The 15,236-nt window shown below is 41.0% G+C and carries 12 protein-coding genes; all 12 read left to right on the top strand.

From position 1 onward, the window contains the following. The first annotated feature begins 27 nt into the window (after positions 1-27). The 12 genes from A3G3_RS0106160 to A3G3_RS0106095 all read left to right on the top strand — a co-directional run bounded on the left by A3G3_RS0106160 (position 28) and on the right by A3G3_RS0106095 (position 15,224). Positions 28-1,911, top strand: coding sequence for a helix-turn-helix domain-containing protein (locus A3G3_RS0106160; protein ID WP_019519668.1), 1,884 nt, complete (start codon positions 28-30; stop codon positions 1,909-1,911). 177 nt (positions 1,912-2,088) lie between these two features. Then, the gene (gene sthA / locus A3G3_RS0106150) at positions 2,089-3,708 is read left to right on the top strand and encodes a Si-specific NAD(P)(+) transhydrogenase (RefSeq protein WP_019519667.1); all 1,620 of its coding nucleotides are present in this window, start codon (positions 2,089-2,091) and stop codon (positions 3,706-3,708) included. Positions 3,709-3,710: 2 nt separating this feature from the next. After that, complete coding sequence (gene rsmG / locus A3G3_RS0106145) at positions 3,711-4,349, top strand: 16S rRNA (guanine(527)-N(7))-methyltransferase RsmG (protein WP_019519666.1); 639 nt, start codon at positions 3,711-3,713, stop codon at positions 4,347-4,349. A gap of 54 nt (positions 4,350-4,403) precedes the next feature. Continuing rightward, positions 4,404-5,210: a ParA family protein gene (locus A3G3_RS0106140; protein WP_019519665.1), complete on the top strand. Its 807-nt coding sequence runs from the start codon at positions 4,404-4,406 to the stop codon at positions 5,208-5,210. 77 nt (positions 5,211-5,287) lie between these two features. Beyond that, positions 5,288-6,415 carry a ParB/RepB/Spo0J family partition protein gene (locus A3G3_RS0106135; protein WP_019519664.1) on the top strand — a complete coding sequence of 376 codons (1,128 nt, stop codon included), beginning with the start codon at positions 5,288-5,290 and terminating at the stop codon, positions 6,413-6,415. A 189-nt stretch (positions 6,416-6,604) separates the two neighbouring features. Then, positions 6,605-7,282 carry a MotA/TolQ/ExbB proton channel family protein gene (locus tag A3G3_RS0106130; protein ID WP_019519663.1) on the top strand — a complete coding sequence of 226 codons (678 nt, stop codon included), beginning with the start codon at positions 6,605-6,607 and terminating at the stop codon, positions 7,280-7,282. A gap of 46 nt (positions 7,283-7,328) precedes the next feature. Then, a complete protein-coding gene (locus A3G3_RS0106125; protein ID WP_019519662.1) occupies positions 7,329-7,775 on the top strand; it encodes an ExbD/TolR family protein in 447 nt (148 codons plus the stop codon). A 109-nt stretch (positions 7,776-7,884) separates the two neighbouring features. Then, on the top strand, positions 7,885-9,636 hold the full coding sequence (gene msbA / locus A3G3_RS0106120; protein ID WP_019519661.1) for a lipid A export permease/ATP-binding protein MsbA: 1,752 nt from the start codon (positions 7,885-7,887) through the stop codon (positions 9,634-9,636). Between the two features lie 162 nt (positions 9,637-9,798). Further along, entirely contained in the window at positions 9,799-10,944 is a 1,146-nt protein-coding gene (locus tag A3G3_RS0106115) for a sulfate ABC transporter substrate-binding protein (RefSeq protein WP_019519660.1), read from the top strand. Positions 10,945-11,242: 298 nt separating this feature from the next. Then, positions 11,243-13,186: an ATP-binding cassette domain-containing protein gene (locus A3G3_RS0106105; RefSeq protein WP_019519658.1), complete on the top strand. Its 1,944-nt coding sequence runs from the start codon at positions 11,243-11,245 to the stop codon at positions 13,184-13,186. A gap of 91 nt (positions 13,187-13,277) precedes the next feature. Beyond that, positions 13,278-13,739: a hypothetical protein gene (locus A3G3_RS0106100; RefSeq protein ID WP_156802114.1), complete on the top strand. Its 462-nt coding sequence runs from the start codon at positions 13,278-13,280 to the stop codon at positions 13,737-13,739. Positions 13,740-13,940: 201 nt separating this feature from the next. Then, complete coding sequence (locus tag A3G3_RS0106095) at positions 13,941-15,224, top strand: aspartate kinase (RefSeq protein WP_019519656.1); 1,284 nt, start codon at positions 13,941-13,943, stop codon at positions 15,222-15,224. Positions 15,225-15,236 lie beyond the last annotated feature (12 nt).

Genomic DNA, 15,236 nt, shown 5'->3' with positions numbered 1-15,236 from the left:
GAGAAATTCACCAGACCAATTAATTCAATGAAACAATCGACCGCACTTAATATTTTAAAAACAGGCAAAAACGTCTTTTTAACAGGTTCAGCAGGAGCAGGCAAAACCTACACCATTAACCAATATTTGCATTATCTGCGTGCCAGAGATGTCGCCGTTGCCGTAACCGCCAGCACAGGCATCGCATCCACGCACATGAATGGCATGACCATTCATAGTTGGGCGGGGATTGGGATTTTGGACGAATTAACTTCCAAAGATTTGACCCGTATCAAACGCCGCACCCAGTTGGTTGACCGAATGCAACGCACGCAAGTGTTGGTGATTGATGAGATTTCTATGCTTCATTTAAAACAATTTGACATGATTAACCAAGTGTTGCAATTTGTCAAAGAAAACGAAAAACCATTCGGTGGCGTGCAGTTGTTGGTGGCAGGGGATTTTTTTCAGTTGCCACCTATCGGTAATCCGAACGAAACCAACCGAGATAAATTTGCCTTTATGTCCCAATCGTGGCTAGATGCAGATTTTCAAGTGTGCTATCTGACTGAGCAACACCGCCAAATCATTAGCGATAATCAAGCAACCCATATGGATAATAACCGTTATTTTGGCTTGGATTTGACCGATATTTTGAACCAAATTCGCCGTCAACAATTTACCGAAGCTACCATTCCTGCCTTGCAAGCCACCGAACAGCATACCTTGAGTCAAAGTCGCACACGGCTTTATACCCATAATATCAATGTGCAAAATATTAACGAACAAGAGTTGGCAAATTTAACCACACCGCCACAGCTGTATGTTGGTTGGGGTGAAGGTGATGAAAAATTATTGGAAAGTCTGAAAAAATCGGTACGTAACACACCTGAATTGACCCTAAAAGTCGGTGCAAAGGTGATGTTCATCAAAAATAATACCGATTTAAACGTGTCAAATGGCACAATGGGTACGATTGTGGATTTTCAACCGTTGATTTTGGAAAAAGATGACGAAGAAGAGATTAATCACGCTAATAAATCAACAGAAAATAACAACCAAAACAAACAGTTATTTCCAGTAGTACAACTTAATGACGGTCGGCGAGTGGTGGTAGATTATGACGTGTGGAAAGTCGAAGACGAAGATGGTGAAATTTTGTCGGCTTATTATCATATTCCGCTCACATTGGCATGGGCGATTACCATTCACAAAAGCCAAGGCATGACCTTAGACAGTGCCGAAGTGAACCTGAGCAAAACCTTTGAAAAAGGGCAGGGCTATGTGGCATTATCTCGGTTAAAACAGTTGTCAGGCTTGCAGTTGTTAGGAATAAATGAGCTTAGTTTGCAACTTGACCCATTGGCAAGAGGGGCGGACAAGCGATTTATTGAGCTGTCTGATGAATTGGAGCAAACTTTTTTGCTAATAGATGGTAAAAAATTGCAAGAATTACAACAAGCCTTTATCTTAAAAAGTCGTGGCACGCTCAATCCGCAAAAAATCCAAGCCTACGAAAAACGCATTGAAAAACAAGAACAAGCCCTAAAACGCAAAGCCCTATTAGCCAGTGAGAAAAATGCCAAAAACGATGACAGCTTAGGCGATACCTATTTACAAACCAAAGCGTTGTTAGAAGAAAGTCTAACCATTGCCGAAATTGCCGAGATGCGTAACTTGGCACAGTCAACCATCGTCAATCATATTGCCAAATTACAAACACAATTTAACAATTTACCGATTGACTATCTGCGTCCTGATGAACAGATGATTGAAAACGTGCAAAAAGCCTATGATACGGTAAAAATAAACGCCACGCCTGACGATAAAGACGAAGATGGTATGCTAAAAATCCGCCCTATTCATGAATTTTTGTCCGCAAAATATGGTTATAATGAAATTCGCTTGGCATTATTATTTGTGCAAAAATAAACTGTGTTTTGTGGGATAAACTGTTATAATACCGCAAAATTTGTAGTTTTAGATGAAAAATCTTATGGGTTGGGTTAGCCGTCTGTTTGGTGTAACCCAACAAAAATCAAGTGATACGTTAAATTTATTGACTGAATGACTGATTTTAAAATCAGAAAGCAATTAAAGAGAGTAATCATGGCAAAACCCAAAAAGACCCCTGAACAAGACAGCAAAAACACCCAAAGCATGGCTGGAGACGGGCTAAAAAAACCTGATTTGTCCGAGTCGGATATCCAAGCGAACACCGTCAGTATCAGCGAAGATGATAAAACTAACCACTTTGATGACGGCTCAAAACATTTTGACTTAATCAGCCCATTGGATAGCACTCGCATTAATGTGAAACGTTATAAACATACTGATTTGGCAGGGCATAGCTATGACTATGATGCGGTCGTGATAGGAGCAGGGCCTGCAGGCGAAGCTGCCGCCATGAAAATCGCTAAATCTGGACAAAAAGTCGCCGTTATTGACCCACGCAAACAAGTCGGCGGTAACTGTACTCACGTTGGTACTATCCCAAGTAAGGCATTGCGTCAATCGGTGTTTAACATTTTGAGTAATCGCCGTGACCCTGTGTTAAACAAAGGCGTGGATTATCATTTAATTCCGCTAAATAAAATCTTAACTAAAGCTCGTGATGTCGTGCGAGCTCAAGTGGATACCCATACCCGTTTTTATGAGCGTAACCGCATTGATTTGATTAACGGTTGGGCAAGTTTTAAAGATCGTCACACCATTGTGGTAGATATGCCTGACGGTGCACAGCAGGAAATCAGCTTTAATAAAGCCATTATCACGGTGGGTAGCCGTCCGTATCGCCCTGATTTCCTAGACTTTGAACACCCACGTGTGTTTGATTCTGACCAAATTTTGCAAATGGATTATGTCATTTCTCGCATTATTATTTATGGGGCGGGTGTGATTGGTTGCGAATACGCATCTATTTTTACAGGATTGGGCTATAAAGTAGATTTGATTAACACCCAAGGGCAATTATTAAGCTACCTTGATGATGAAATCTCGGATGCGTTGTCGCATGACTTCCGTCAATTTGGCGTGCTTATCCGTAATAATGAAGAAATTGAACGTTTGGAAACTTTTGACGATTGTGTCATTTTACATTTAAAATCAGGCAAGAAAATCAAATCCGATGCCTTGCTCTGGTGTAATGGTCGTTCGGGCAATACCGACAGCTTAAACCTTGCCAGTATTGGGCTAGAAGCCAACAAACGGGGGCAATTAAGCATCAATGAGTTTTACCAAACTAACATTGACAACATCTATGCCGCAGGCGATGTGATTGGCTGGCCGTCATTGGCATCGGCTGCTTATGACCAAGGGCGTTATGCTGCAGCCCACATGGTCGGCGATGAAAACGCCATGCCTGTGCGAAGTGTGCCGACAGGCATTTATACCATTCCTGAAATTTCTAGTATTGGTAAAAATGAAAAAGAACTCACCGAAGAAAAAATTCCATATGAAGTGGGGCAGGCATTTTTTAAACATTTGGCACGAGCCCAAATTGTCGGTGAGCGTAGTGGCGTGTTAAAAATCTTATTTCACCGTGAAACCCTACAAATTTTGGGTATTCATTGCTATGGTAACCAAGCATCAGAAATTATTCATATTGGTCAAGCGGTAATGTTACTTGGCGGTACGCTAGAATACTTTGTGAATACCACCTTTAACTACCCAACTATGGCAGAAGCCTACCGTGTGGCGGCGTTAAACGGTCTAAATCGGGTGTTCTAATTATGCTAACGGTTGATAATAATTACCAAAAATTATTACCAAAACTACAAAATGGTCTGGCACAATTAAACCTTAATCTGTCACAGCACCAACAAACGCAGTTACTTTACTATTTACAGCAACTGTTGTTTTGGAACAAAGCCTATAATCTGACAGCGATTAAACAGCCTGAGCCTGCCTTCATCAAGCATATCTTGGATAGTTTGAGCATTGTGCCACATTTGCCAACAGGTCGCCTGTTGGACATTGGTACAGGGGCAGGTTTGCCATCGGTGATTGTGGCGATTTGCCAGCCTGAACGCTCGGTAACGGCGTTGGACAGCAATGCTAAAAAAGTACGTTTTATTAAACAAATCATCAGTGAATTGGGCCTGAAAAATGTCAATCCTGTTGCCAGTCGCATTGAAGCACATAGCGACAGTTACGATGTAATTACCTCCAGAGCCTTTGCATCGCTGTGTGATTTTGTGGCATTGGGGGTAGAAAAATTAGCGACGAATGGCGAGTTTTTGGCGATGAAAGGCGTATTGCCAACTGATGAAATTGCCCAATTACAAAGCAATTGGCAAATCCAAGCCACCGAATTAAACGTACCATTTTTGGACGAAGAACGGCATTTAATCCGTTTGGTGAAGCTGTAAAATTTATAAAATATTTTTAAAAATAACCTTAAAAAAATATCAACGAGAAACAACATGGATATTTTAGCAATCGCAAATCAAAAAGGTGGTGTCGGCAAAACCACCACGGCGGTGAACCTTGCCAGTGCCTTAGCCAACAAACGCAAAAAAGTTTTGTTAATTGACCTTGATGCCCAAGGCAACGCCACAACCGCATCAGGACTGCATAAACGTGAGCTTGAGTACAGCATTGCGGACGTGTTACTTGACGATGTGCCGTTATTAGAGGCAGTTGTCAAATCTTCAGCAGGCTATGATGTGGTGGGGGCAAACGGTGATTTGTCAGGCATTGATTTGTCGTTGAGCCAAATTGACAATAATTTTGCGTTATTGGCAAATGCGATGCAACATTTGCAACAATTACCGCCAAAAAACGGCCGTCCACAAAAAAGCTATGATTTTGTGGTAATTGACTGTGCCCCAAGTCTAAGTTTACTAACGATTAATGCCATGTGTGCGACAAACGGTGTGATTATTCCGATGCAGTGCGAATATTTTGCCCTAGAGGGCTTGGCGGATTTATCGCAAACCATTGAACGCTTGACCGAGTTAAACCCAGAATTGCATATTCGTGGTGTGTTACGCACCATGTTTGACTCACGTAACACTCTTGCCAATGACGTCTCGCACGAGTTAAGCCGACATTTTGGCGATATTTTGTTTCATACCGTCATTCCCCGCAACGTGCGATTAGCAGAAGCCCCTGCCCACGGGATGTCGGTTATTGACTATGAAGCTGGCTCTACAGGGGCTTACGCTTATACCAAACTTGCTAATGAAGTTATCAAACAAAGCCAACAAAGGCAAAAACAACCCAAATAATATATTTATTGTTTGCCAATAATCTGTTAAAATAGTACGTTTAGAATTCGTTTTGCTTTTTATACAGGTACAATCAAATGGTAAAAAAACGTGGGCTAGCAACCAATCGTGGGCTTGATGCCTTGCTTGGTTCAATCAAAAAAGAAAAATTGATTGCAAATACGCTTGCCGATACTGCTGTGCCTGTTGAAAAAACAGCAGTTTTGCCAACAAAAACAGAAAGTGTGGTAACAACTGCTCCGACTGCAAAAAATACGCAACAAAAGTCTTTAAAAAAATCTGAAAATTCTGAAAGTCAAGCTAATTTAGCTTCTGCCAAAACGGCTAGTAGTACTAATACTCAAGCGGTAACGGCTAAAGCCAATGACAAAATCAATGAAAAAGTTCATGCAGATTTAGACGGTTTAAATCTGTTACACATTGATGTGGAACGCTTGCAACGTGGTAAATATCAACCCCGTATTGACCTAGGCGAAGAAGCCTTACAAGAGTTGGCAACGTCTATCAAACAACACGGCGTGATGCAACCGATTGTCATTCGTCCTTTAGCCCAATCCAACCAACAAATTACCCATGAAATTATTGCAGGAGAACGCCGTTGGCGTGCGGCCCAAATTGCAGGATTAAGTCAAATTCCTGCAATTTTGCGTCCGATGTCTGATGATTTGGCGATTGCGTTGGCGTTGATTGAAAATATTCAGCGTGAAGATTTGACTGTTATGGAACAGGCGGTCGCTTTGCAACGCTTTCACGATGAATTTGGTATGAGCCATGGTCAGATTGCCGATGTGGTGGGCAAAGCCAGAGCGACTGTGTCCAACTTGTTGCGGTTAAACCAACTGCATGATGATGTAAAACAAGCGTTAAACCAAGGCAATATTGACATGGGACACGCCAGAGCGTTGCTTTCACTGTCTGCACCACAACAGCCGTTGATTGCGAAACGTATTGTACAAGAACAATTAACGGTGCGTCAAACCGAAACCTTGGTAAAAGATATCCTTGACCCAAAACAGTTGGAAAAACCGAGCAAGGAAATTGATTACGACCGTTTGCGATTGAACCAACAACTATCCGAACAACTTGGTGCAGTAGTGAAAGTCAAAGGTTCATCGGCAGGTAAGGGTAGTATTGAAATTTTCTTTCACAGTGAAGATGAATTAAGAACCTTAGTTGAACAATTGCAAGGGCAACTAAACGAATAAATAGTATTTTGTAAATCTCGGTTTTCCGTTCGTACTGAGCTTGTCAAAGTATCGCAAAGCCATTTCGCTATGCTACGTCTTGCGAAATCGTGTTTCTCAAGTTCAACAGGCTCACTGCAAACGGTTTTTAAGTTTTGCAAATCTAATCAATAGTATTCGTTTTTTAAAAAATGTAAGTGAGAAAAAGCTATGTGGGAACTGGTGAAAGCAGGCGGTTGGCTGATGATGCCAATCGTGATGTGTTCAATTTTTATGCTAATTATTATGATTGAGCGTGGGATTAAACTGCGTTTTTCCGAAGTTGCCCCTAGTCAGTTGCGTGACCAATTAACTGCTCGGCTGTTAGAGCAAGGTACGATTAATCGTGAACAATTATTGAATGTCAAAGAAAACTCACCGCTTGGTGACATTTTAGCGACAGGTCTGCTATACCGTCACTATGGGCTTGAGTCCATGAGTATGCACATGGAAAACCGTGCCAGCGTACAAATTCACAAGCTAGAAAAAAATATCAATATGCTTGGTACGATTGGGGCGATTGCACCGCTATTGGGTTTGCTCGGTACAGTACTTGGGATTATTACGTCATTTTTGGCAATCACTGAAGGCTCAATGCAAGACCCTGCGATGCTTGCGGCGGGCGTTTCGCAAGCCTTGATTACCACTGCTGGTGGGATGTTTGTGGCAATTCCTGCGGTGATTGCCTATCGTTTTTACCAACGCCGTATTGTGGATATTAATGCCCATTTTGAGCGAGAAGCAGGGCTAATGGTACAAGATTTATTGGATAAACAATTAATTAGCCATGCTAATCAGACTATTAATCCAATGCTACAAAATCACCCGCATTTAACCGAAACCATTTAACTAAGATGCTTTAAACAGAATGATTTAAAACAAAAAAGGGCTTGCCATGCGTTTTCGTAAACCGACTGTTGAATCTGTTGATATTAACTTAACACCGATGATTGATTGTTTATTATTTCTTATCGTGTTTTTGTTGTTATCCACCACGTTTAACCATTTTAGCAAGCTCAATATCGTGTTGCCGCAAGCTGAAGGCGTGCCTATTACCAAAAAAGACCAGCGTATTGAAGTCGCCGTGCAAAAAGATGGCAGTTATTTGATTAACGGCATTGCGTTGGCAGGGACAGGTGAAGCTGAAATTACGTCCATGATACGTCAAGAAGCAGGTGATAATCGTAAACTTTTGTTTGTCATTTCTGCTGATGCGAATACCACACATCAATCGGTGGTAAAAATCATGGACATTGCAGGGAAAATGGGCTTTTTAAATCTGAATATCCGTACGGTTGTTCCTGCAGGGCAAGCCCCAGCTAATGCTATTCCGAAAAAATAATTTTTTTATCAATGTTTATGGATGATTTTATGAACAATATTTCATATCAATTTGTTTTGAAATATTGAGGTTTTTTTTAAAATCAATCTTTATCAAACTTGCCTAATCCATGTCAAATATACAAAAATCCGCTAAGCAATCGCAAAATTGGCAAACTTATAAGCGTTTGCTGAGCTATATCACGCCCTACTGGGGGGCAATTTTGCTGATGATATTGGGTTTTGTTATCAATGCAGGCACGGAAATGGCGACTGCCAAACTCATGGGGATTATCACCGATGCGTTGGCAGACAATAACCAAATTTACAAAAATTTATTGCCGTTTTTGGTGGTTGTGTTATTTGTGTTTCGTGGGTTGGGGTCGTTTTTGGGCAATTATTTTAGTGCGATTATTTCTCGCAATATGGTGTTTCAATTACGTTTAGAGACCTTTAATAAACTGTTAAATTTACCAAGCGAATATTATCTCAATCATTCGGCAGGTGAGGTGTCTGCCAAGCTGATTTTTGATGTGGAACAAGTCACATCGGCAGGCACGGATACCATTAAAACCTTGCTCCGAGAAGGGTTAACGGTGGTTGGTTTGTTTGGCTATTTGTTATATTTAAATTGGAAATTGACAGCGATTGTGTTTTTGATTTTACCGCCGATTGCGTGGTTAATCCGTACAGCGAGCAAGCGATTTCGCCAATTATCCAAAGATATCCAAGATAGTATGGGGGAGGTCAGCCATATTGCCAATGAAGTGATTGGCGGTTATCAAGTGGTAAAAAACTACGGCGGACAAGCAAGCGAGTTGGCACGTTTTGAGCAAGCATCCAAAAATAATTTGGTAAAAGGCTTAAAAATCGTGGTGGTGAACAGCATTAACACGCCGATGATACAGCTTCTCATGGCAATGGCGTTGGCGTTGGTGATTTGGATTGCGTTTCGCCCCAATGTCATGGACGGCGTGTCGGCAGGGGATTTTATTGCGTATTTGGTGGCAGCAGGTTTGTTAAACCGCCCTGTGAAAGCGTTAACTGATGTCAATCAAGGTTTGCAACGTGGCTTGGCGGCAGCTGATTCTATTTTTACGTTGTTGGATACTGATAATGAAAAAGACAACGGTAATATTGAACAAAAGTTGACAGGTAATATCCATTTTGATGATGTTTCGCTGATTTATCCTGACGGTAAAAAGGCGATTGACAAGGTGAATTTGCATATTCAAGCAGGCGAAACAGTGGCGTTGGTTGGGCGTTCAGGGGCAGGTAAAACCACGTTAGTGAATGCCTTGATGCGAGCGATAGAGCCGAGTAAAGGCAAGATTTACTTGGACGGTGTACCGATTGACACCTTGACATTGGCAAATTTACGCTCGCAAATTGCCAGTGTCAATCAGCAAGTGGTGCTTTTTAAAGCCACAATTGCCCAAAATATCGCCTATGGTGAGTTACAACACAAATCACGAGAACAGATTATCCACGTATCAAAATCCGCCTATGCCCATGAATTTATTGAAAAGTTAGCCAACGGCTACGACACACATATCGGTTCAGACGGCTTGCAGTTGTCAGGCGGTCAACGCCAACGCCTATCTATCGCACGAGCGTTGTTAAAAGATGCGCCGATTTTGATTTTGGACGAAGCCACCAGTGCGTTGGATAATGAGTCGGAATTTTTTATCCAAAAAGCCCTTGAAGCTGTAATGCAAGGGCGTACCACCATTGTCATTGCCCACCGTTTAACCACCATTCAAAATGCTGATAAAATCGTGGTAATGGACAACGGGGCAATCGTGGAAGTCGGTAACCACCCCACCTTGATGGCAAAGAATGGGCATTATGCCAGATTGTATGAACGTCAATTTAATGATTAATTTGTCAAAATTTTGATAAATTTTGTCAAACGTGTTATTCTAAAACTGCATATCAATACGCAAACAAATAATGTGTTTTTGCATAAGTAACTGATTATAATAATGCCAATGTTAACAAACAATATTTAAAAAATAACGTTAAAAATTTTGGAGTTCAACAAAATGGCAGTTACAACAAAAATTGCAAAAAATTCTGCTAAAATCACCGTCGTTGCCTTGTTCGCAAGTTTGAGTGTGGTCGGCTGTTCACGAGCCCCAACCCAACAAAACCAAGCCAATAACGATAATAATGTCAAAGCTAGTAGCTCGGCAAATGCCAGCCAAACCGCCAAGGCAAGCACCATCAATATCGCTCCGTCCAACCCGAATAACATCAAGCTGTTAAACGTCTCCTATGACGTGGCACGGGATTTTTATAAAGATTTTAATCCGCTATTTGTCAAAGAATATACCGCCAAAAATCAAGGCAAAACGATAGAAATTCAGCAATCGCACGGCGGTTCTAGCAAGCAAGCCCTAGCCGTTGCCAACGGCTTACAAGCCGATGTCGTTACTATGAACCAAGGCTCGGATGTAGAATTACTCGTTAAAAAAGGACTGGTGGCAAATGATTGGCGTTCCCAATTTCCCAATGATGCCGTACCATACACCAGTACAATCGTATTTTTGGTGCGAAAAGACAATCCAAAAGATATCAAAGATTGGCATGATTTGAGCAGAGACGGCGTGCAAATCGTACTTGCCAATCCAAAAACCACGGGCAACGGACGTTATGCGTTTTTAGGAGCGTATGGGTATGGCTTGCACACCTTTCACAAAGATGAAAACAAAACCAAAAACTTTGTTAAATCTGTGTTAAAAAACGTGCCTGTTTATGAAAATGGTGGACGATCAGCAACCACGACATTTTTACAACGTCAGATTGGCGATGTTTTGGTAACTTTTGAGAATGAAGCAAATTTGGCGGTAAAAAACTTCGGGCAAGGACAAGTGCAAATTGTGTATCCCAGCTATACTATCGCTGCAGGCAATCCAGTTGCCGTGGTAAATGCGGTAACCGATAAAAAAGGTACAACGGCTGCCGCCAAAGAATATTTGAATTATTTGTGGAGTGATACAGCTCAGCAATTATCTGCTGATTTGTATTTGCGTCCAAGTAATGAGGCGATTTTGGCGAAAAATGCTGATAAATTACCAAAACTTGACACTTTTCGTCCACGAGATGTATTTGGCGATTGGGATACGATTATGAACACCTACTTTAAAGATGGTGGGGTGTTTGATGAATTGGCGACACCTGCGAAGTAATTGACAATATTGATATTAAAAATAATACCCAACAATACGCTTTTTAAATTGTTGGGTGTTTTTATATGTTACGATTTATTTTATGGCTAATTTATTTCTCACCATACGTTTGTACCGATATTAGTTTGCCATTCTCAAAATATAAAGATTGAAAATCATCATAAATCCATTCTTCAGTTTTACCATTTGCTGTAACAACAGGTCATAACATTGTGCACTATCCCAAAAATCCCCCAAATTTTCTGATTTTCTGTTAAAATACGCCACGAATAACATTGATAACATTTTGAGAAAATTTATGGCACTCATTCATTTACGCAATTTACAATTAGCCTTTGGACTAGCACCGATTTTGGACGGTGTGGATTTTAACCTTGAACAAGGCGAAAGGGTCTGCCTTATCGGTAGAAATGGCGAAGGCAAATCTACCCTGTTAAAAGTCATTAACAGTCAAATCAAAGCCGATAGTGGCGATTTTAGCATGACAAACGGCTTAAAAATCGCTATGTTAGAACAAGATATCCCAGAAACCAACGGAAAGGTGAGCGATATCGTCATCGCAGGGGCAGGCGATTTGGCAAAATGGCTCAATGACTATCATCTAACAAGCGATAAATGTGCCAATGGCGATATGAACGCCTGTTCGCAAATGGCGGATTTACAGCATAAAATTGATGATGTCAATGGTTGGGAATTACAACGAGAAGTGCAAACTTTGTTGTCAATCATGGGCTTGGACGGTGGAGCAGATATCAGCGAGTTATCAGGCGGTCGCAAACGCCGTGTGCTTTTAGCAAGGGCATTGATTACCAAGCCTGATATATTGCTATTGGACGAGCCAACCAATCATTTGGACGTGGATAGCATTGAGTGGTTGGAGCATTTTTTGTTAAATTGGCAAGGCTTGACATTGCTATTTATTTCGCATGACCGCAGTTTTATTGACAAAATCGCCACTCGCATTGTGGAGCTTGACCGTGGGATTTTACGCAGTTATGACGTTACCCAAGGTGTGAAAGGTTACGCACGTTATCAAGAATTAAAAGAATTGCAACTACAATCCGAAGAAAAAGCCAATGCCAATTTTGACAAAAAACTTGCTGAAGAAGAAGTCTGGATACGACAAGGCATCAAGGCTCGTCGAACTCGTAACGAAGGGCGTGTACGAGCATTAAAAGCCTTGCGAGAAGAACGCAAAGCCCGCCGAGAGCAAGTCGGACAAGTCAATATCAGCATGAATGATAGCGAAACCAGTGGAAAATTGGTGTGTAATGTTAAAAACTTAAATTTGGGTTATGACGATAAAATTTTGGTAAAAAACTTTAATGCAACCATTCTGCGTGGCGACCGCATTGGCATTATTGGCAAAAATGGCGTAGGAAAATCCACTTTAATTCATGCAATTTTGGGCATTGAACAAGCCGATATCCAAAAAACAGGGTCGGTAAAACTCGGCACAAATCTAGAAATCGCCTTTTTAGACCAATTACGAGACCAGTTAGATTTGGAAGCGACCGTTGCCCAGAACGTTGCCGAAGGCTCGGATTATGTGGAAATTGGCGGACGTAAAAAACACGTTATTGGCTATTTGCAAGATTTTTTATTTGCCCCAGAACGTGCTAGAACGCCTGTCAAAGCCCTATCAGGTGGCGAGCGTAACCGAGTGTTATTAGCCAAACAATTATTAAAACCTGCCAATGTATTGGTATTGGACGAACCGACCAATGATTTGGATATGGCGACTTTGGAGCTGTTGGAAGAAGCGGTTGATAGTTTTAACGGTACGATTTTATTGATTAGCCACGATAGGCAATTTATGGACAATGTGGTTACATCAACGTGGGTGTTTGACACGGATAAAGACGGCAACGGCATTGTCAAAGAATATGTGGGTGGTTATCAAGATTATCTTGAACAAAAATCAAGAGAAATTGAACAAAATCCTGTTAAAACCAAAGTTGAAAAAGCCAAAGAGTCCAAAACTGAAACGCTAAAATCTGAAAATACATCTAATAGTTTTGTTAAGAAGAAATTAAGTTATAAAGAACAACGAGAGTTGGAAAGTTTGCCAAACGAGATTGCCGAATTGGAGCAAGAACAAGCCGAATTACAAGCAAAATTAGCGGACGGTTCTTGGTTTGTCAGCGACTTGACAGGGGCGACCCAAGCGACCGAACGGCTGAATGAGATTGACGAGATTTTAATGGAAAAACTAGAGCGGTGGGCAGAGTTGGAAAGTTAACATGACTGTGAAGAAGTTTTGTTTAAGCTTACTGAAGTTTTTAGCAGTGATTTTGTTGTTTTGGGCATTATGTTATTCTTGGAAAGGTTATATGTTAGGCATGGATGATAAAACCATTGTCAAGCGTTTACAGCCAATCACCTTGCACTTAGAAAAACAGCAAATTACTGTATATCGCAATCAAGATTGGTGCAGTTATTTTAAATATAAAAAGGGGCTATTTTCCAAAAATCCTGAAGATGAGCGTTGCAATGTTGCATTTTCACGAGAGCTTATCAAACCATTTCCAGCGACTGCACAGCAAGATTTTAATGATTTAAAACAAAAATTGTTATTAGCTGGCGTAAATATTCGGATGATTGAAGCTGAGTTTGATAATACTGGCTATCAGCCAAGATTAACCAAGGCAACTTTTCATGTGTCGCAGTTTTTTCATCGCTTATATTACATCTATGAGCCGAACCACCAAATTTCTGAAGGTGGTATAGAAGGCGAGATATGGGATACGCCAATTAACAAAAATTGGTATAGAGAAGATGAAGATTGGAATTAATTAACTTGGCTAACTGATAATGGTGATAATTTGGTAACAAACACCTGACAAAAAACTTGCCGAAAAACGTCAAATATGGTATAAATACAATGCTTTACTTTTTTTGTAAAAAAATAAAATTTTGATAAATTTTAGTTATACTATTTGTCAAAGAATATTTATTATCAAGGGCTCGTTTGGTAAATTAATTAAGGGTAAATTATGGCATTAATCGTACAAAAATACGGCGGAACGTCCATGGGGACAACCGACCGTATCAAAAACGTGGCACAGCGTGTCAAACGTTGGCATGAAAATGGGCACCAAGTCGTTGTGGTCGTATCGGCAATGAGTGGCGAAACCAACCGCTTAATCGGTTTAGCAAAGGACATCAGCCCCAACCCAGACCCACGAGAATACGATCAAATGGTGTCAACGGGTGAACAAGTGTCTATTGCTTTATTAGCCATGGCACTCAAAGAAATCGGCGTGAATGCTAAATCCATGACAGGCGGACAAGTCGCTATTCGTACGGATGACAGCCACACTAAAGCCCGCATTCAGCACATTGATGACAGTCAACTTCGCCAAGCCTTAGATGTAGGTATGGTGGTGATTGTCGCAGGATTTCAGGGCGTGGACGACAAAGGCGATATTAATACCTTGGGGCGTGGCGGTTCAGATACCACAGGCGTGGCGTTGGCGGCAGCATTAAATGCCGATGAATGCCAAATTTATACCGATGTGGACGGCGTTTATACCACCGACCCACGCGTTACGCCAAAAGCCAAAAAACTTGATAAAATCACTTTTGAAGAAATGCTTGAGATGGCAAGTCTTGGCTCAAAAGTTTTGCAAATTCGTTCCGTAGAATTTGCAGGTAAATATCAAGTACCATTGCGTGTACTGTCTAGTTTTGATGAAAATGTGGACGGTAAATTTGATGATAATTTTAAACAAAATGTCGGTACATTGATTACTACCGACAATGGAGATAGCATGGAACAACCTATTATTTCAGGCATTGCCTTTACACGTGATGAAGCCAAAATTACCATTCGTGATGTGCCAGACCGTCCGGGAATTGCATCAGCGATTTTAACACCGATTAGCGATGCTAACATCGAAGTAGATATGATTATCCAAAACTTATCTACCGAAGGTTTAACCGATTTTACCTTTACTGTAAACCGTGGCGATTATCAAAAAGCTTTAGACATTTTAAATCAACACGTGAATGAAATTGGCGGTAGCAAAGTTATTGGACAAGACAAAGTCGTGAAAGTCTCGCTCGTTGGCGTGGGGATGCGTTCACACGCAGGTGTTGCCAGCAAAATGTTCCAAGTTTTGGCAGAAAACCACATCAACATTGAAATGGTATCAACCAGCGAAATCAAAGTATCAGTTATCGTGCAAGAGCAACATCTTGAAAAAGCGGTAAAAGCACTACATACCGCTTTTGGGCTTGACCGTAAAGACGGCGAAAGTAAAGTCGCAGGATTATAATTGATAATTTTT

The sequence above is a fragment of the Moraxella boevrei DSM 14165 genome (assembly GCF_000379845.1).
Lineage (GTDB): Bacteria > Pseudomonadota > Gammaproteobacteria > Pseudomonadales > Moraxellaceae > Faucicola > Faucicola boevrei.
The sequence above is the reverse complement of the archived record's forward strand: the minus strand, read 5'-3'. Positions and strand labels throughout refer to the sequence as shown.